Genomic DNA, 16,962 nt, shown 5'->3' on the forward strand with positions numbered 1-16,962 from the left:
GAACTCGGGGTCAGCTTATCTCGAAGTGCCAGCGCATGTCTCGGCGGCTCAGGGCAACCAGATACGAAATTCGCCACCGCCCAGCGCGCCGCCATTGCTCAGGGCGATATGCCCGCTGTTGCCGTTGCGTTGATGCAGCTCGGCGATGCGCTGGCCAAAATACAGGCCCAGACCGGTACTGCCGGTGCTCATGTTGATGCCGAGAATATAGTCGGACTGGTTTTCCAGCATTGCTGGCGGGTAGCCGCTGCCATCGTCGCTGATGGTGATGACCAGTTGATCGCCGTCCATCGCTGCGCGCAGGTGGATAGCCGAGCGGGTGTAGCGAATCGCATTGTTGATCACGTTGCCCACCACCGAGCCGACCAGTTCGGCATCAAAGAATCCCATCAGACCGAATTCATCGACCTCGTAGGTCCCTTCGATATGACGCGAGCGCAGGATGTCGTGGTGGCGCGCCAGCTGATCCTCAAGGAACTCCTCCAGCTCGAGATAGCTCGGCCGCAGCGGCAACTGATTGACCCCCAGCTTGTACAGGCCAAGCATCTGCACCAGCATGCCGTTCAGTCGCAGGAACTCGTATTCGATGACGCCGCGCTCGGTGCTGTCGTGCTCGTTGGCGGGCAGCCGCTCGACCAGTTGCCCGTAGGACTGCATCAGCAGCCCCAGCGAATTCTTCATGTCGTGAACGGTGGAGGCGATGACGGTGGAGAAATCCAGCGATTGCTCCTCGGGTGCGTCGCTCATAGCGATTCGGCCTTTTCGCGCAGCTTGTTGTAGCGTTCGAATCGCGGGTCACCGGGTGGCATGTTGCGGACCCGCTGCAGGCAGTCGAGGCATTCTTCGCGCAGCGCCGGGTCCGGAGCACTGAGCAGCAGGCGCAGCAGCGACTGTGCGGTGTTGAGCGCATAGCTGATATTGCGCGGCTGCAGCGCCAGTGCGTTGCGAAATGCCTCCAGCGCCTGCGGAAACTGCTTGCCCTGATAGAGCTGCATGCCTTGCCGGTTCAGTTCCATGGCCTGGTCACCGCCACGCAGGATATCCGGGTCGCTGGTCTGTTCGGCGATGCCGGCCATGACCTTGGGGTCGTCGCCATAGATTTCGGCACAGCTGCTGAGCACCTGGTCGGCCTGGGCCTCCTGGCCAAGCGCGCGCAGCTGCGCTGCGACCTGCAGCGCGGTATCGGCGGCAAAGAAGTCTTCCATGTTGGCCAGACGCTCGGCCGCGTTTTTCGCCATCTGGGCGGCGTCTGCAGTCTTGCCTGCTCGCTGGAGCGCCGTGGCCTGCAACAGCTCTCCGCGGGCGGCCAGGGCATCGTTGTCGCGCCAGCTGCTGTTCAGATCGTCCATGGTCTGGCGAATCTCCAGCAGCACCTTGGGGCCGGGAGCGCTGTCACCGGCCTGCGCGCACAGACTGTCGGCCAGACTCAGGTGATGCTCGGGATCACGGAAGGCAGAGTGGCGGCCCAGGTTGACTGCCTGACGGAAGGCGCGCACAGCCCTGTCCGGGTCCTGGTTGGCGCGGGCAAGCCGTCCCAGCTCGGCCTGACGCTGCGGGTTGTTGGGCGAGATCTTGACCGCCTGCTCGAGAAAAACCTGTGCCTTGAGCTGCTCGCCGCGCACCTGTTTGGCGCGGGCGAGTCCGTCATACAGCGTGGGCAGCATCGGAAACTGGCTGATGCCCTGCTCGTAGAGCGCCTCGGCGCGGTCCAGATGGCCGCGCTCAAGCAGGTGCCCGGCCAGCATGACCAGCGCCCAGGGCAGTGGACGCTCATCGATGATGGCCTGCAGCAGGGTCTGAAGTTCGGCATCGCGTCCGAGTGCGGCCAGGGCGTTGGCCCGGTAGCGCTGGCAGAGCGGGGCAAGACGCGGCTGATTTGCCAGCAGGGTGTCGCAGGCGGCCAGCACGCCGGCCTGATTGCCGGCAGCCAGCGCATCAAGAATGGGCGCCAGCACCTGCTTGCGCTCAACCAGGCGATCAAGTCGCTGCTGCAGGCTGGCACGATTGAAGGGCTTGGTCAGATAGGCATCGGGTTCATATTCCAGCGCCGCCATGACCATGGCCTGACTGCTCTCGGCAGTGACCATGACGAAAATGCAGTGCGGGCCTATCAGCTTGCGCTGATGCAGCTCCTCAAGCACCTGCTGACCATTCTTGCCATCGCCCAGATTGTAGTCATGCAGGATGATGTCATAGCGGGTCTTGCCGCACAGCGCGATTGCTTCTGCCCCACTGGCGGCGACATCGATATGCTGTGCGCCCATCTGGGTCAGCATGGCCTTCACCGACGAGCGGAAGTCGCTGAAGTCGTCGACGACCAGAAAGCGCTTGTTGCTGTAGACGATCATGATTTCGCCATATTCCTGCCGTTGAATGCCGAATGTCAGTTTAGACCCTTGGCGCAAGTATACAGTGAAATCAAAGAGCCACTATTGATCCACTCTGCAGAATGGCAAATCGGGCCGCTCGCCTGCAGCCGGCCTGTACTCAATGCCGTCTGACGATTGCGTCGGATTCGATGACATGCTGGCCGACCGGCGCCATCAGGGCCGCCTGCAGCATCGCCGCTGCGACGTCGCCAGCCTTGACCGCGCGCAGCCGTTTCGGGATCACCGGCTTGAAGGTACGCGACAGCAGCAGACCAACCAGCTCTCCCGGTCGGTTCTCGGCGCGGGCACCGTCGAGCAGGGACGGCCGAATCAGGGTCAGGGAACGAAAATCCATGGCCGCCAGATCCTGCTCCGCTTCACCCTTGACCCGCAGATAGAACGAGCCAGACCGCGGGCTGGCGCCCAGCGACGAATTCAGCACAAAGGTTCGCGTGCCGGCGCGGCGGGCGTGACGGGCACAGGAGACGACATAGCCGCGATCCACCGCGCGGAAGGCGTCTTTGGAGCCGGCGTTCTGGCGGGTGGTGCCAAGGGCGCAGATGGCGGCATCGGCCTGCCACCAGTCGGCGTCTTCGGGCAGCGCTGCGAAATCGACCTGCGGGTTGTCGAGGTGGCTGTAATGCCTGACCGCCATGGGCAGCGGCGAGCGACTGGGTGCGACGACCCGGCTGATCGCCGGGTTGACCAGCGCCTGACGCAGTACCTCCATGCCAACCAGCCCGCTGCCGCCGAGTACCAGCAGGGTCTTGCCGTTGCTTGCTTCCATTCTGCTCCCCCGATGACGCCTGTTCGTTAAGGTTCAGTTAAGCGCAAGTTGGGCATGCTGCCTGCGCCGGACGGAAAAATACGGCAACAAAGTTCGGCTTGGTTGCCATGAGTGCTCGGACTCACTCTGTGGTCCAAGCAACTGACATGCCATTGACGGAGAAGTCCATGAATACCCGAAGCCTGCTTGATCAACTGTTGAAGTCTGCCAGCGGGGCCCTGTCCGGCGCAGGCGATGCCGCGCCCTCGGCCAAGGGGCAATCGAGCTCGAACGCGCTGGGAAGCCTGCTGACCGGTGCTGGCGGCGGGGCGCTGGCAGCGGGTGCGGTAGGCCTGCTGCTGGGCAGCAAGAAGGCACGCAAAATGGGCGGCAAGGCGGTCAAGTATGGTGGTCTTGCGGCTCTGGGCGTGGTTGCCTACAAGGCCTGGCAGCATTGGCAGCAAAATAGTGCCAGTGCGCCACAAGGCGAGCCGCAGACGGTGGACCGGCTGCCTGCGCCGCAGGCCGAGCAGCATAGCCATGCGATATTGCGGGCGCTGATTGGTGCCGCCAAGGCGGACGGGCATATCGACGACCGGGAGCGGGAGCTGATTGATGGCGAAATCGCCCGGTTGACCGGTGACGCGCAGCTGCATGCCTGGTTTGACGCCGAGCTGAGCAAACCGCTGGATCCGACCGAAATTGCCCGCGCGGCACAGACGCCGGAGATGGCGGCCGAGATGTATCTGGCCAGCCTGCTGGTGGTTGATGAGCAGAATTTCATGGAGCGGGCGTACCTGCAGGAGCTGGCGACTCAGCTGAGGCTGGATCCGCAACTGCGCACCGAATTGGAGCGTCAGGCAACCGCCGTCTGATCAGTGCCGGTGGCTGCGACCAACATGCGAGTCCGCATCGGGGGGGCTCACGCTGCCACTGGTTTGCAGCTGGGCGATGATGCCGCAGTGGTCAACATCATTATCGTCGTGACACTGCCGGCGTAGCTCCAGCAGTTGCTGCTGCAGCTGATTCAGTGCCGCAATGCGCTCGCCGACGTGCTCAATGTGCGCTTCGATCAGGCCGTTTACATCGCCACAGCTTGCCTCTGGCTGGCGGCGCAGCTGAAGCAGCTCGCGGATCTCGTTGTGGGTCATGTCCAGCAGACGGCAGTTGCGAATGAACACCAGCTGCTCGACATGGCGCTCGCCATACTGACGGTAGTTGCCCTCGCTGCGTTGCGGTTCCGGCAGCAGGCCTTCACGTTCGTAGTAACGAATGGTCTCTACCGTACAGTCGGTGCGGCGTGCCAATTCTCCGATTTTCACAGGTACCTCCCGGGCAGGCTTGACTCTGTAGTGGCTATAGGGTTTTTACTTTGCCCTAAAGTTGCCCGGAGGTCACATGTCTGCCCAACATTCGCATGATCACGCCACGCCTGCCCCCTGCTGCGGCGCAGCGCCAGCTACCCCGACGGACCCGGTGTTTGCGCCGGGCGCGGGGGAGCAGGTCAGTCGCATTCATATCGAACAGATGGACTGCCCCACTGAGGAGCGGCTGATTCGTCAGCGTCTGACCGGCATGGCCGGTGTCGGTACGCTGCATTTCAATCTGCTGCAACGGGTATTGTCGGTAAGCCATCTGCCCGAGCGGCGCGAGGCGGTGCTGACGGCGATAAACGAGCTGGGTTTCAGCCCCCGGTTACTGGTCGATGACCATCGGCCGGAGGCCAGCGCCGGCAAGCCCTGGTGGCCGCTGGCGCTGGCGGGTGGTGTTGCGTTACTGGCCGAGATCGTTCACTTCGCCTCCGGGCCGGTCTGGCTTGGGGCGTTGCTGGCACTGCTGGCGATTGCCCTGAGTGGCATCGACACCTACCGCAAGGGCTGGGTGGCCCTGCGTCACCGCACGCTCAATATCAATGCACTGATGAGCATTGCGGTCACCGGCGCGGTGCTGATCGGGCAGTGGCCGGAAGCAGCCATGGTGATGGTGCTCTTTGCCATCGCCGAGCATATCGAAGCCCGGTCGCTGGGGCGGGCGCGCGAGGCGATCAGCGGCCTGCTGGCGCTGGCGCCGGAGCAAGCCAGTGTGCAACTTGAGGACGGCAGCTGGGCGGTACGTGCCTCCAGTGACGTTGCCCTGGGTGCCCGGGTTCGGGTCCGGCCGGGGGAGCGCATCGCGCTGGACGGTGAGGTGGTCAGCGGACGCTCGGCGGTCAACCAGGCGCCCATTACCGGTGAGAGCATGCCGGTCGACAAGCAGCAGGGCGATCCGGTCTTTGCCGGCACCATTAACCAGAATGGCACACTGGAATACCGCGTTACCGCAGTGGCCGGGCAGACCACCCTGGCGCGCATCATTCATGCGGTAGAGCAGGCCCAGAGCGACCGGGCGCCGACGCAGCGTTTCGTCGACCGCTTCGCCGCCATCTACACGCCGGTCGTCTGCCTGCTGGCGCTGCTGATGGCAGTGCTGCCGCCGCTGTTAACCGATGCCGGTTGGTACGAGTGGATTTATCGGGCGCTGGTATTGCTGGTGGTGGCCTGCCCCTGTGCGCTGGTGATCTCGACCCCGGTGACCATTGTCAGCGCACTGGCGGCGGGCGCCCGGCGGGGCCTGCTGATCAAGGGTGGCGTGCACCTTGAACAGGGTGGTCAGATCGATCTGGTCGCCCTCGACAAGACCGGCACCCTGACCGAAGGGCGCCCGGTACAAACCGACTTCCAGCTGCTGGCCGGCAGTGACGCCGATGCGGCGCAGCAACGGGCCGCAAGTCTGGCCGCGCGCTCGGATCACCCGGTGTCGCGGGCCCTCGCCAACGCCAACAGCCTGCCTCTGCTGACGGTGGACGACTTCGCTGCCTTGCCGGGGCAGGGCGTCAGCGGGCTGATCAACGGCGAGCACTATTGGCTGGGCAACGCGCGGCTGGCCGAGGCCCGCGGTTTGCTGAGCGCCATGCTGCAGGAGCGTCTGGGGCTGCTCGAACGGGAGGGCAAGTCGCTGGTACTGCTGATTGGCGAGGATCAGGTGCTTGCCCTGTTCGCCGTAGCCGACACCCTCAAACGGGGCAGCCGCGACGCCATACGCCAGCTCCATACACTGGGTGTGGAGAGCATTATTCTCAGTGGCGACAACGCCCCGACGGTGCAGGCAATCGCTACCCAGGTTGGTATTGACCGGGCATATGGCAACCTGTTGCCGGACGACAAGCTGGCGCTGATTCGCCAGGCCCGCGCCCGCGGCAAGCGCGTTGCCATGGTTGGTGACGGCATCAACGATACTCCGGCGCTGGCTGCTGCCGATATCGGCTTTGCCATGGCTGCAGCCGGCAGCGACAGCGCAATTGAAACAGCCGATGTTGCGCTGATGGATGACGACCTGCGCAAGCTGTCGGCGTTTATCAGCCTGTCGCGGCGCACTCTGCGCGTCCTGCGGCAAAATATCTGGCTGGCTCTGGGTATCAAGGCGGTGTTTGTTGCCCTGACGCTGACCGGCTCGGCAACCATGTGGATGGCGGTGTTTGCCGATATGGGCGTCAGTCTGCTGGTGGTGTTCAACGGCCTGCGGCTATTGCGTTACCCGCTCTAGAGTGGGTCTGCGACGAAGAAAAAATTGTCAGAAGGTGGTGTTTTTTGCTGGACGTGTAGCAATTTCTGCAACAGACTGTTCTCCGCTAACAAAAACAAGATTGGCGCATCTCTGCCGGAGGTGCGCAAGGAGAAAGACATGACACGCCGCTATTCCGCGTGGCTGATGCCAGCTGTGCTTGCGGTGGCCTTCAGTGCCGCCACCCTGATCGTTTCCGAGCAGTCCGACCTGCCTGCGACTTCCTTTTCCAGTATTCCTGCCGTCTTTGTCAGCGATATTTTCAGCCGTTTCTGATCCTCATCGTTGTGCGCCCGACAACAAGTCGGGCGCTGTCTTGGTGACTTGCTGCGACATCGCCGCCATTCCGCCCTGTGCATCGCGCTGCTAGACTTCGCCGCATGTTATCGACTAATCCCCATCGCTCTCTGTTTACCTGGTTGCTGTATATCAGCATCCTGCTCAATGTGCCGACCTGTGGTCTGTTGCACGGGCAGATGCTGGGCATGCAGCTCAGTGGTGTGGGCGTGGTGTTTTGTTCTATTGGCAATGCCTCTATTGATCTGGCTGCGGAGGATGGGGCCGCCGACGCTGCGGCCATGATGAGCTTCAGCTGCCCGGTCTGCGGCAGTGTCAATCTGGCAATCGGCCTGCTGTTCGTCCTGCTCTGGCTGCGGTTTTTGCCTCGTCCGCGCTTGCCTATGGTGCGCTCGGCGCTGCGCCGCGTGTCACCGCGCTGTGTCTGGCCTCCGGCCAACCCCCGCGCCTCTCCGTTGTTCTGACCTTATCCGGCGTTTATTCGACGCCACCCTGTGTCTCGCTGCGCCGTTGTGTTGCGTCGGCGAGCTTGTGTTTCTGTCAGGACAATACCAATGAAATATTCGCGATATTCCCTTTGCGGCGCGCTGCTGTGCGCCCCTGTTTTTTTTGTGCATGCTGAAAATGCCATCGACCTGCCGACCTTGACCGTAACCGGCAAGATTCATCGGACAACCGACCTGCAGCTTGATACCCCTGCCGAGTCCGGTTCGCGGCTTGGCCTGACGCCGCGGGAAACGCCCGCCTCGGTCAGCGTGGTTGGCCGTGAGCAGATCGAACAGCGTGATGCGCTGGATACCCAGGACATTCTCTCCGGGGTGCCGGGCGTCACCGCTGCGTCGCCGCCCGGTCAGGCCGGTTTTGTGTCCTGGCGCGGCTTTACCGGCGCGCAGGTGACGCAGATGTTCAACGGCATCACCGTGCAGTACGACAGCATTGCCGCCCGCCCGGTCGACAGCTGGATCTATGACCGCGTTGAGGCCATCGGCGGCGCTTCCAGCTTTCTCAATGGTGCCGGCGGGGTTGGCGGCTCGATCAACTACATCACCAAGCTGGCCGACCCGAGCGAGTCGTTTCGCGAGGCGCGCATCCGCTATGGCAGCTTTGACAGCCGTGAGCTGGCGCTGGGCGTCAATCAACTGCTGACCGAGGGGCCGGTACGCAATACCCTGCGGCTGGATATCAGCCAGACCGACAGCAACGGTTGGGCTGACCGCGAAGAGCGCAGCGCCTTTACCGGCGCGCTGTCGCTGCGCACCGATTTCAGCGAACGGCTGTCGCATACCCTGGCGCTGGAGTATCAGAACGAGCAGGTCGACAGCCCCTACTGGGGCACCCCGGCGCTGCAGCCGCTGGGTGGCGAGATGAAGATCGATGACAGCCGCCGCTTCGAGAACTACAACGTCGAGGACGGGCGCTACGAGCAGCGGGTGCGCTGGCTGCGCTCGATCACCGAGTATCAGCTCAGCGACCAGACCCGCCTGCGCAATACCTACTATCACTACAACACCCAGCGCGATTACCGCAATCTGGAGCGCTACACCTATACCGCCGACAACAGCCAGATCAGCCGCTCGGCTGCGCTGCTACAACGCCACGATCAGGAGCTGAACGGCAACCGCGTCGACCTGCTGCATGAAGGCATGCTCTGGTCACGGCGCAGCGACTGGTCGCTGGGGCTGGACTATAGCCACAACGTGCAGACCCGCTACCCGCGCTCGATCTCGGCGGTATTTGATGTGGTGGACCCGGATCACTTCAATCCGGGCCGGTTCTACGATATTCCCGGTATGACCCCCGGCCACGATCCGCAGCGCACCAACGAGGTGGATACCTGGGCACTGTACCTGGAAAACCGCACCGAGCTGACCGACCGGCTGGCGCTGATCAGCGCCCTGCGTCACGACTGGATCGACCTGGAGGTCACCAACCATCAGACGCCGTCGGCGACCAACCCGGCATTTTTCAGCCAGACCTACGAGCCGACCACCGGTCGTCTGGGCCTGGTCTACCAGCTCACGCCGGCAGCCAACGTCTATGTGCAGTACAGCACGGCGGCGGACCCGCCGTCCGGTATTCTCACCACCGCCAGTTTCAATCAGGTGCAGGACTTTGATCTGACCACCGGCGAGCAGTGGGAAATCGGCAGCAAGCTGGATTTCCTCGACGGACGCGGCTCGGCCACCCTGTCGCTGTATCAGCTGGAGCGTGAAGATCTTTCCACCGCGGACCCGAACAACCCGGGTCAGACCCTGCCGGTCGGCAAGCAGTCAGCCCGTGGCATCGAACTGGCAGCGGCGCTGCAGGTGACCGACAGCGTGCGCGCCGAGGGCAACATGGCCTGGGTCGATGCCGAGTACGACGAGTTTAATGCCAACGTCGGCGGCAGCGCAGTGTCCTACGCGGGCAACCGGCCGAGCAACGTACCCAAGCGGGTCGCCAACCTCTGGCTGACCTGGGCACCAGTCAGCGACTGGCAGCTGGGCCTGGATACCCGCTATGTGTCCTCGGTTTATGCCGATTCGGCCAATACCCTGTGGGTGCCGTCCTACACCCTGTTTGGGGCGCATGTGCGTTATCAGCTCAGCGCCGAGACCGAGCTGACCCTGCGTGGGCGCAACCTGACTGACGAGATATACGCCCGTCAGGCGGGCAGCAGCATGCTGTATCTCGGCGTACCGCGCAGCGTCGAGCTGAGCCTGCAGACGCGTTTCTGATGCAATCGTGCCGCCGGCCCTGCTGGCCGGCGGTCAGGAGATTCCGATGAAACGTTATCTGTATTTATGGCATCGCTGGCTCGGCATTGTCCTGTGCCTGTTTATGGCCATGTGGTTCTTCTCGGGCGTGGTGATGCTCTATGTCGGCTACCCCAAGCTGACCCCTCGTGAGCATCTGGCGCACCTGCCGGCTCTGCCAGTTGAGGGCTGCTGTGCTGCACCGGTGAGGGCTGGCGCCGACTGGCCCGAAGGGCTGACCCTGAGCAGCATCGGCGGGGAGCCGGTGTACCTGCTGTCACGGTCAGGCCAGGCTGCGCAGGTGCTTGACGCGCTAACAGGAATTCCTGCCGGGCCGGTGGATGCGGAGCGGGCGCTGGCGGCCGCTGACCAGTTCGCACCGGGAGCACCGGCCGAGCTGCAAGCACTGATCGACGAAGACGCCTGGACCCACTCGCGGGCGCTGGACGCTGACCGGCCGCTCTACCGTATTGCGCTGCACGACGCTCAGCGTCGGCTGATTTATGTATCCAGTCAAACCGGTGCAGTGGTGCGCGATGCCACCGGCACCGAGCGGGTGTGGAACTGGGTCGGTACCTGGATTCACTGGCTGTATCCGCTACGCGGTAATGTGCTGCAGCCGATCTGGACGGACACCGTGATCTGGCTGTCGCTGGCTGCCACCTTGATGGGGCTGCTGGGCATGATCATTGGTGTGCTGCGCTGGCGTCGACGACGCTACCGCAGCGGCAGTCATTCGCCCTACCGTGGCTGGGCACGCTGGCACCACCTTACCGGTCTGGTGGCCGGGGTGCTGCTGATTTGCTGGATCTTCAGCGGATTGATGTCAATGAACCCCTGGGGCATTTTCAGCCGCGCACCAACCCTGGCCGTAGCTGCGTACAGCGGCTCGCCAGAGCCGCCTGCCCAGACGGATGTTGGCGATGTGCTGCGGCGCCTGCAGGTGGGTGGCTGGCAGCCGGTCGAGCTGCAATGGCGGCGGATCGGTGGCCGCTACTGGGTGAGCGCAAGCAACGCGGCCGGTGAGCAGCGGGTGCTGGACCTGCAGACTGGTGCGCTGGTCGGGCAGCTGCCGCGTGAACTGCTGCAAGCGTCGATTGCGGCCATGGCGCCAACGCAGCAGGTGCAGTTCGAATGGCTGACGGCCCACGATTTCTATTACTACCCGCGCGCCGAGCACAGCATGCTGGGGCACCTGCCAAAACCCTTGCCGATGTTACGTGCCCGTTTCGCCGATGGCCGTTGGGTGGAGGTTGACCCGGCGACCGGCGCGCTGCTCGGTCAAAGCAGTCCGGCGCGGAGGGTTTCGCGGGTACTGTTTGCGCTGCTGCACAGTTGGGACTGGTTGCCGCTGCTGGATCATCGGCCATTGTGGGATGTTTGGATGGTCGGCTTCAGTCTGGGTGGCATGCTGATCAGCGTCAGCGGTGTTGTGATTGGTTATCGGCGGTTGCGGCCGGGACGGCGCCGCACGGTGAGGAGCTGAGTGCGGTTGCGGGGTCGGTCTTGCCAGCTCTGACGGATTTCCGGCTCGCGTTGCCGGGGTTCGCTGCCGGCGGCGTACCCGGCAGGGTACGCCGCCTTGCAGACCGGGATTATGGCCTGATTCAGCGCTCCATAATCTGTTTGACGCTGGATGCGGGAATGGCTTGTTCGCGGCCTTCATCATCTTCGAACATGTACATTCCGGTGTCCTCATCGAGTTTGGGTTTGCTGTCGGTGGCGATTATCTCGCCACTGGTAGTGCTGATGATGTACTCGCTGGAGCAGCCAGCCAGAGCAACGGTGCACAGTAACGCCGGGATCAGTGGTTTCATCGGGCAGGGCCTTCGCTGGGGCAGTGCGCATCACACCTGTGGTGCGCTTCACCATGAACGTTAGCCGCTGCTTCAGAGGGTTGCCACAGACTGCAGGCTCAGGTGTTCACCGCGTCAGGATCGATTGAGGCGCCGGCCCCCAGCTGCGCGCGCTGTTGGGCGAGTTTCGCCCCTTCGGCAGCGGTAAAGGCGAAGGTGCGCTCCGGGTCGCTCGCGCGCATCTGCAACGCCATCAGCTCCATACCTTCGGCAACAACGATGTCGTGCTTGCCGGCGCTCAGACCTTCAATGATGGTGCGCGCGGCGTCGTCAGGATCGATACCGTTGTCGATGTTGGCGTCCGACCGGCCGCGTGCATTCCCGCCGCCCTCCAGCGCGTTGGCGGCAATGGCGGTGCGCACCGAACCGGGAATGATCACGCTCACGCCAATGCCGTAGGCCTGCTCGACTTCGGCGCGCAATGCCTCGAAGTAGCCGACTACCGCGTGCTTGGCACCGCAGTAGCCCGTGCGCAGGGGCGCGCCGAGCTTGCCGGCAACCGAGCTGACCACCGCCAGCTGACCGCTGCCCTGCTCGACCAGGCGTGGCAGCAGCAACTGGGTCAGGGCAACCGGCGCGAGATAGTCGACTTCCATCAACTGGCGATAGACCTGCAGGCTGGTATCCAGCGCAAGGCTGCGCTGACTGATCCCGGCGTTGTTGATCAGCAGATCAATGCGGCCACGCCAGCCCCAGGCCTGCTCGACCAATGCCGGCAGGCGGTCGTAGTCGGTGGTTTCGAAGGGCAGTACCAGGGTGCGCTCGGGCGCCACGGCGGCCAGAGCCTGCAGCGCGTCGGCGCGGCGACCGGACAGGATTACCTCGGCGTCCTGTGCCAGCATGGCCCTGGCCAGCGCTTCACCGATGCCTGAGGAGGCGCCGGTGATCCATACCACTCTGGATGCGAAACTCATCTTCTTGTTCTCCTGTTATGGTCGTGCCGCGACTGGCCCGGCCGGGCGTTCACCATAGGGAGACAGGCAGGAAGGAATCTGTCGCCGGGGCGACAGTCTGCAACGGCAGGATCAGGTCCTGACCGGACGCATGGCGCGTCCGGACAAGACCTGAAGGCGCTCAGTTGAGCGCGGCGAGGATCGACCGCAGCTGGCCGGCGTCCACCTGATTGGCGTTGGCCAGGCTCAGGAACGACTGGCTGGTGCCGCTCCAGGCGTTGATCAGGCTGGGCAGATTGCGGGCCACGGAGCTGGCCTCACTGATGCTGCGGGTCAGCTCACCGGCGGCCATCGGGTTGGACAGCAGCGAGCCGGCACTGCCCTTGGCGCTGTCCAGCCAGCTCTGGAACGCGCCGCTCAGCAGCGAGCCTTCCTTCAGACCGTTCTGGTAGAAGGGAATGGCCTCGGCCAGCGTGCTGCGGTTTGCCCCGCTCAGTGTGCCGCCCTGTGCGAGCAGGCCCTGAATCAGTGCCTGGTTGCTGCTGGTCAGCTCGGTGTCAGCGGCGATCGATGCCGTGTCCGTGTTTGCCCCCTGTGCATAGTTGGCGGCCGCAGCCAGCGTGCGACTGGCGATGTCGGTTTGCCCCGTCGCTTCCAGGGTTTTGGCCTGGGCCATCAGCATGTTGTTCATGCTCGCGTTGAAGCGCTGCATCAGCAGATCCTGCTGCTGGGCCAGGTTTTCGGCACCGGCGGCTTCGCCACCTTGCGCTGCTGTGTTCAGCGCTGCGCCTGCGGCGGCCTTCAGCGAGTCCAGACCAAATGCCTGAGCCTGACTGGCGGCCAGCATGCCGGCGGCGATCAGGCTCAGCAGGCCTGCGTGGATGCGGTTGTTCTTCATCTTTCCATATTCTCCTGAATGGGGCTCCGTCGTGGATTTGCGTCGTTCCAGAGGTCCTTCCTGCAGTGCTGCTGGCGTGCTGCAAAGGCAATGGCAAAGCGGGTCTACCTGACGCAGCGCGCACTCTACCCGATTCGAGCGCTCGGCGGGAGCAGGTGCAGTTGATAGATGCTGACTGGTTATCGGGCCGTGAGTACTTGGGCGAGGCGGAGCAGCGTCTGCGGGATGAGCGTCGTCTACTCACCGCCATGCCGTAATAAACCAAAAAAAGCCCGCGTTGCGCGGGCTTAATACGGAGCAGTGCCGGTGTTGCTGATCAGTTCCCGGTGGCGCGCATGTGCTGAACGCTGAACATGTCCGGGGTGCTCAGGCTGGGGTCGACCTGGCCCTTGAATTGGCCGGTGGTGCAGTGCATGGCCTGTACGTCGATCATGCTGAAGCTGTCGTCAATGGATACGCCACTGCCCTGGTTGGCAGGCAGGTGGTGGTCCGGGTGGGCCTGGCCGATGGTGAAGGTTTTCCACATGCTGCCCTTGCGGTCATAGGCCACGGTGCGCGGGATGGTGAAGGTCTGGGCATCCATGAAGTGCACGCGGCGGGACAGCGGGTGGCTGCCGTCGACCGGGGTGGCCTCCACTTCGTAGACCTTGCGCAGCTGCCAGGTGATGTTCGGGAAGCAACCGCCCTTGCCGGAGAACGCCACGACCTGATAACCGTCGCTGTCCTGATGGGTTTCGGTATCGAGTTGCAGCTCGTTGTGGTTGTAGAAGGGCATGAGCATGTAACGGGTGCCCTTGTAGGCCCAGTTCATGTCGGAAATACGGCCGTTGTAGCCCTCGAAGTCTTCGATCATCAGATCGGAACCCAGGAAGGCGTCGGTGACCTGACCGGTGGCCAGGCGGCGTACGCGGCGCTGAAAGCCCAGATACAGCCAGGAGTTGTCGCGCTTGAGGTCGTCCATGGCACGGTGGATGAGCAGTTGGGTGTTGCGCACATCATGCGGCTCGAGCACCTGCACGTAGATACCGCGGAACAGCTCCGACGGGTTGGGCGTGATCGCCGGCAGCGGCTCCTGATTGACCCGGCCGGTGAAGTTCAGGAAGTGAAAGTTGAACTTGATGGTGCGCTCAACCTTGTCGGTGTTCATGTCCCGATACTTCCAGTAGAACGGGTAGATGGCGGCGCTGTCGCCCCAGTTGTAGCCGTACTTGTAATTCCAGGCGAGTTTCTCGCCGGCACGCGGATCGTTGGCATCCGGCTCTTCCGGGAATGGCCGTCCGGCCTGCCAGCCGTTCAGCTCGCCGGGCTTGGCACCCAGACTGACGTTGCCTAGACCCGCCCGGCTGGCTTCCACGTAGTTGGGATGAAGGTCGAAGGAGGTGGTCTCGCCGACCTTGATTTCAACCCAGCCCTGTTCGATGAAGTTGTAGAACGCCGGGTCGATGATGTCCCGGAACTGGGCAACGTTGGCCTGATTGATGGTCATGCCGGTGGTGAGCCCCGGTGCGCTGGGCGCGGACTCACGATAGGGATAGAAGCTGTTGTCGACGACATCGGCCTGGGCCTGCGCGGTGCAGGCAATCGCCAGTGCCGTCAGTACGCCGGCCAGGATACGGGTGTGCTTGTTGTTGTTCATGCTGTTCTCCGAATCAGAAGCTGTAGCGGACGGTCAGTTGCAGTTCGTCCTGGTTTTTGGCCATGCCCAGCGGGCCGGCGCGGAAGCGACCCAGCGGCTCATAACCGGTCAGCCCCAGGCTGAAACCTTCGGGGTGGCCCGGATAGGCGGCGGTGAAGGGATCCCAGGGGTTGCAGGTGCGGCAGTCATCGAACTTGTTGGCACCGCTGCCGACCTTCAGGTTGGCGCCCCCGATGACCCGCAGGTTGTCGCTGACCAGCCATTCGATGCTCGGTGCGATGGTGGTGGCGCCGGCGCGGAAGTCATGCGCAGCCAGCAGTTGCGGGCTCAATCGGTCATTCATCCACCAGCCCTTGACCAGCAGGGTGCCGATCCAGTTGGCTTTCCAGTCCGGCATGCCGACCCGGCCCAGGGCCCGACGCTCACTCTGGTACTCGTGGATGTGCTGGCCAAAGATCTGACCCGAGAACAGGAAGGCGCGGCGGCTGTTGAGCCACGGCAGGAAGATGTTCTTGTCGGCACCGACCACATAGCGGGTGACGTTGCTCTCCGAGAACAAACGGGTCTGCATGGTGTTGGCGAACTCTTCCCCTTCGGTGTGGGCGAGTTCGACGCGGAACACGGTATCCAGCGCCTGGGCGTAGTAGTCCAGCGAGCCGCCGATCAGGTTGACGCGGGGGAAGTGGATGTCGAACGCGATCAGGTAGGGCCAGATGCCGGTCTCACCGGTGAACCCGTTCTGCGCCGGAATACCGCCGCGCAGCGAGGGCAGCTGGCTGCGATAGGTGAGGGCGTTGAGCGAGAAGCCAAGGTCGCGATAGACACCTTCAAGCTTGATGCCGAACTGGGTGTTGGACAGGCTCCAGTCAGGCATGTGCGCCTCGCGGATACCGATCTGGCCGGGGCCGAAGTCGGTCGCAATCGAGCCATTGGCGAAGTTGGCGACGGTGCCGCCGTGCTCCCAGAGTGTGTTCATGCCGCGGAAGAAGCAACCCGCGTCGAGAATCACGTTGGGCGAACCGCATTGGCCGATGTTGTGCGGACGGAAGCGGTCGAAGTTCCAGACGAAGGAGACGTTCAGGTCGTCGAAGATGTCGCCGGCGCCCATGCGGTAGTCGGATTTGACGATCCACATCGGGATGCGGATGTCTTCCAGCTCGTCGTAAATATTGTTGCGCGAGAAGTCGACCGGGTTGATGACGTCCAGCACCCGGAACAGGTCGGTGCGGCCCCAGATGACCTGTTGTTTGCCCAGGCGGGTGCTGAGGATATGGCCGTTGTCGAAGCTGTAGTCGAAGTCGACGTACAGTTCGCGAATGAAGTCGAGCCGGTCATTGAACTCGGAGAAGCGCAGGTCGTTGGTGTCCTGATCCAGGTAGCCGTTGATACAGCCGCGGCTGTCGACATCACAGGGCCGCACCGGGACGCCGAAGGCGACGCCGCCGCTGGTGCTGTGCAGGTTCTCGCCGAGCACAATCATGCCCTTGTTGGGGTGATCGGCCACATTGAAGGTGTTGGGCAATTGCAGACCGCCACCGTGGGGCACACTGGTGCTGCCGCCGAAACCGCTGGTGTTCTCCAGGCGAATGCTGCCGCCGGCGCTGCGGCCGTACTCGCTGCTGTTGAGGTCGTAGACCCCGTCGTAGCTGCCACGAAATACGCCGTTCCAGGAAACGTTGCTGAAGATGCCGAGTTCGCCGAACTCGCGCTCGGCGTTGATCTGCACCGTGTTGCGAAATTTCGACAGCCCGGCGGAGTCACGCACGTAGGTCGCGTTCTCGTAGAAGCCGGTTATCTCGGTTTCCTCACTGGCGATCGCAGCGCTGAGCGGGCTCAGCAACAGCCCGGTGCCACTCGCCAGAGCGAGGCTCCAGCGTCCGAGGCCTTTTATTTTTGTTTGCATTGGCAGTTC

Annotated in this window: 15 protein-coding genes; 6 read left to right on the plus strand and 9 right to left on the minus strand. The window is 63.3% G+C overall.

Annotated elements, in window-relative coordinates; genetic code table 11:
• Nucleotides 1-48 precede the first annotated feature (48 nt).
• From B7O88_RS14675 to B7O88_RS14685, 3 genes are all read right to left on the minus strand, one after another.
• Entirely contained in the window at nt 49-747 is a 699-nt protein-coding gene (locus B7O88_RS14675) for a sensor histidine kinase (RefSeq protein ID WP_088276976.1), read from the minus strand.
• Nucleotides 744-2,348 (minus strand): response regulator, encoded by a 1,605-nt coding sequence (locus tag B7O88_RS14680; protein WP_088276978.1) that lies wholly within the window; start codon nt 2,346-2,348, stop codon nt 744-746. The genes B7O88_RS14675 and B7O88_RS14680 overlap by 4 nt, the downstream gene beginning before the upstream one ends.
• Nucleotides 2,349-2,487: 139 nt before the next feature.
• Nucleotides 2,488-3,156: a Rossmann-fold NAD(P)-binding domain-containing protein gene (locus B7O88_RS14685; RefSeq protein ID WP_088276980.1), complete on the minus strand. Its 669-nt coding sequence runs from the start codon at nt 3,154-3,156 to the stop codon at nt 2,488-2,490.
• A 167-nt stretch (nt 3,157-3,323) separates the two neighbouring features.
• On the opposite strand from B7O88_RS14685, the gene B7O88_RS14690 reads away from it, so the two are divergent.
• Nucleotides 3,324-4,010: a tellurite resistance TerB family protein gene (locus tag B7O88_RS14690; RefSeq protein ID WP_088276982.1), complete on the plus strand. Its 687-nt coding sequence runs from the start codon at nt 3,324-3,326 to the stop codon at nt 4,008-4,010.
• Here B7O88_RS14690 and cadR read toward each other — a convergent pair whose 3' ends face one another.
• Nucleotides 4,011-4,457 (minus strand): Cd(II)/Pb(II)-responsive transcriptional regulator, encoded by a 447-nt coding sequence (gene cadR / locus B7O88_RS14695; RefSeq protein ID WP_088276984.1) that lies wholly within the window; start codon nt 4,455-4,457, stop codon nt 4,011-4,013.
• Nucleotides 4,458-4,533: 76 nt separating this feature from the next.
• On the opposite strand from cadR, the gene B7O88_RS14700 reads away from it, so the two are divergent.
• The 5 genes from B7O88_RS14700 to B7O88_RS14715 all read left to right on the plus strand — a co-directional run bounded on the left by B7O88_RS14700 (nt 4,534) and on the right by B7O88_RS14715 (nt 11,253).
• Nucleotides 4,534-6,717 (plus strand): heavy metal translocating P-type ATPase, encoded by a 2,184-nt coding sequence (locus B7O88_RS14700; RefSeq protein WP_088276986.1) that lies wholly within the window; start codon nt 4,534-4,536, stop codon nt 6,715-6,717.
• Between the two features lie 138 nt (nt 6,718-6,855).
• The gene (locus tag B7O88_RS18000; RefSeq protein WP_160003196.1) at nt 6,856-7,011 is read left to right on the plus strand and encodes a hypothetical protein; all 156 of its coding nucleotides are present in this window, start codon (nt 6,856-6,858) and stop codon (nt 7,009-7,011) included.
• A gap of 104 nt (nt 7,012-7,115) precedes the next feature.
• The gene (locus B7O88_RS14705) at nt 7,116-7,496 is read left to right on the plus strand and encodes a DUF2946 family protein (RefSeq protein WP_088276988.1); all 381 of its coding nucleotides are present in this window, start codon (nt 7,116-7,118) and stop codon (nt 7,494-7,496) included.
• A gap of 90 nt (nt 7,497-7,586) precedes the next feature.
• Entirely contained in the window at nt 7,587-9,749 is a 2,163-nt protein-coding gene (locus tag B7O88_RS14710; protein WP_088276990.1) for a TonB-dependent receptor, read from the plus strand.
• 46 nt (nt 9,750-9,795) lie between these two features.
• A complete protein-coding gene (locus tag B7O88_RS14715; RefSeq protein ID WP_088276992.1) occupies nt 9,796-11,253 on the plus strand; it encodes a PepSY domain-containing protein in 1,458 nt (485 codons plus the stop codon).
• 121 nt (nt 11,254-11,374) lie between these two features.
• Here B7O88_RS14715 and B7O88_RS14720 read toward each other — a convergent pair whose 3' ends face one another.
• The 5 genes from B7O88_RS14720 to B7O88_RS14740 form a co-directional block, all read right to left on the minus strand.
• Nucleotides 11,375-11,584: a YgdI/YgdR family lipoprotein gene (locus tag B7O88_RS14720; RefSeq protein ID WP_088276994.1), complete on the minus strand. Its 210-nt coding sequence runs from the start codon at nt 11,582-11,584 to the stop codon at nt 11,375-11,377.
• A 98-nt stretch (nt 11,585-11,682) separates the two neighbouring features.
• Nucleotides 11,683-12,537, minus strand: a complete 855-nt coding sequence (locus B7O88_RS14725; RefSeq protein WP_088276996.1) for an SDR family NAD(P)-dependent oxidoreductase — start codon at nt 12,535-12,537, stop codon at nt 11,683-11,685.
• A gap of 160 nt (nt 12,538-12,697) precedes the next feature.
• On the minus strand, nt 12,698-13,414 hold the full coding sequence (locus B7O88_RS14730) for a hypothetical protein (protein ID WP_088276998.1): 717 nt from the start codon (nt 13,412-13,414) through the stop codon (nt 12,698-12,700).
• A gap of 316 nt (nt 13,415-13,730) precedes the next feature.
• Nucleotides 13,731-15,050 carry a DUF1329 domain-containing protein gene (locus B7O88_RS14735; protein WP_088277000.1) on the minus strand — a complete coding sequence of 440 codons (1,320 nt, stop codon included), beginning with the start codon at nt 15,048-15,050 and terminating at the stop codon, nt 13,731-13,733.
• Nucleotides 15,051-15,063: 13 nt separating this feature from the next.
• Nucleotides 15,064-16,953, minus strand: coding sequence for a DUF1302 family protein (locus B7O88_RS14740; protein WP_088277002.1), 1,890 nt, complete (start codon nt 16,951-16,953; stop codon nt 15,064-15,066).
• Nucleotides 16,954-16,962 lie beyond the last annotated feature (9 nt).

The sequence above is a fragment of the Halopseudomonas aestusnigri genome (assembly GCF_002197985.1).
Taxonomy (GTDB): Bacteria; Pseudomonadota; Gammaproteobacteria; order Pseudomonadales; family Pseudomonadaceae; genus Halopseudomonas; species Halopseudomonas aestusnigri.

Excerpts from the sequence above, each read along its gene's own strand:
- B7O88_RS14715 (WP_088276992.1), top strand. The coding sequence starts at position 9,796 with ATGAAACGTTATCTGTATTTATGGCATCGCTGGCTCGGCATTGTCCTG.
- B7O88_RS18000 (WP_160003196.1), top strand. The coding sequence starts at position 6,856 with ATGACACGCCGCTATTCCGCGTGGCTGATGCCAGCTGTGCTTGCGGTG.
- B7O88_RS14690 (WP_088276982.1), top strand. The coding sequence starts at position 3,324 with ATGAATACCCGAAGCCTGCTTGATCAACTGTTGAAGTCTGCCAGCGGG.
- B7O88_RS14685 (WP_088276980.1), bottom strand. The coding sequence starts at position 3,156 with ATGGAAGCAAGCAACGGCAAGACCCTGCTGGTACTCGGCGGCAGCGGG.
- B7O88_RS14730 (WP_088276998.1), bottom strand. The coding sequence starts at position 13,414 with ATGAAGAACAACCGCATCCACGCAGGCCTGCTGAGCCTGATCGCCGCC.
- B7O88_RS14710 (WP_088276990.1), top strand. The coding sequence starts at position 7,587 with ATGAAATATTCGCGATATTCCCTTTGCGGCGCGCTGCTGTGCGCCCCT.
- B7O88_RS14725 (WP_088276996.1), bottom strand. The coding sequence starts at position 12,537 with ATGAGTTTCGCATCCAGAGTGGTATGGATCACCGGCGCCTCCTCAGGC.
- B7O88_RS14735 (WP_088277000.1), bottom strand. The coding sequence starts at position 15,050 with ATGAACAACAACAAGCACACCCGTATCCTGGCCGGCGTACTGACGGCA.
- B7O88_RS14700 (WP_088276986.1), top strand. The coding sequence starts at position 4,534 with ATGTCTGCCCAACATTCGCATGATCACGCCACGCCTGCCCCCTGCTGC.
- B7O88_RS14705 (WP_088276988.1), top strand. The coding sequence starts at position 7,116 with ATGTTATCGACTAATCCCCATCGCTCTCTGTTTACCTGGTTGCTGTAT.
- B7O88_RS14675 (WP_088276976.1), bottom strand. The coding sequence starts at position 747 with ATGAGCGACGCACCCGAGGAGCAATCGCTGGATTTCTCCACCGTCATC.
- B7O88_RS14720 (WP_088276994.1), bottom strand. The coding sequence starts at position 11,584 with ATGAAACCACTGATCCCGGCGTTACTGTGCACCGTTGCTCTGGCTGGC.
- B7O88_RS14680 (WP_088276978.1), bottom strand. The coding sequence starts at position 2,348 with ATGATCGTCTACAGCAACAAGCGCTTTCTGGTCGTCGACGACTTCAGC.
- B7O88_RS14740 (WP_088277002.1), bottom strand. The coding sequence starts at position 16,953 with ATGCAAACAAAAATAAAAGGCCTCGGACGCTGGAGCCTCGCTCTGGCG.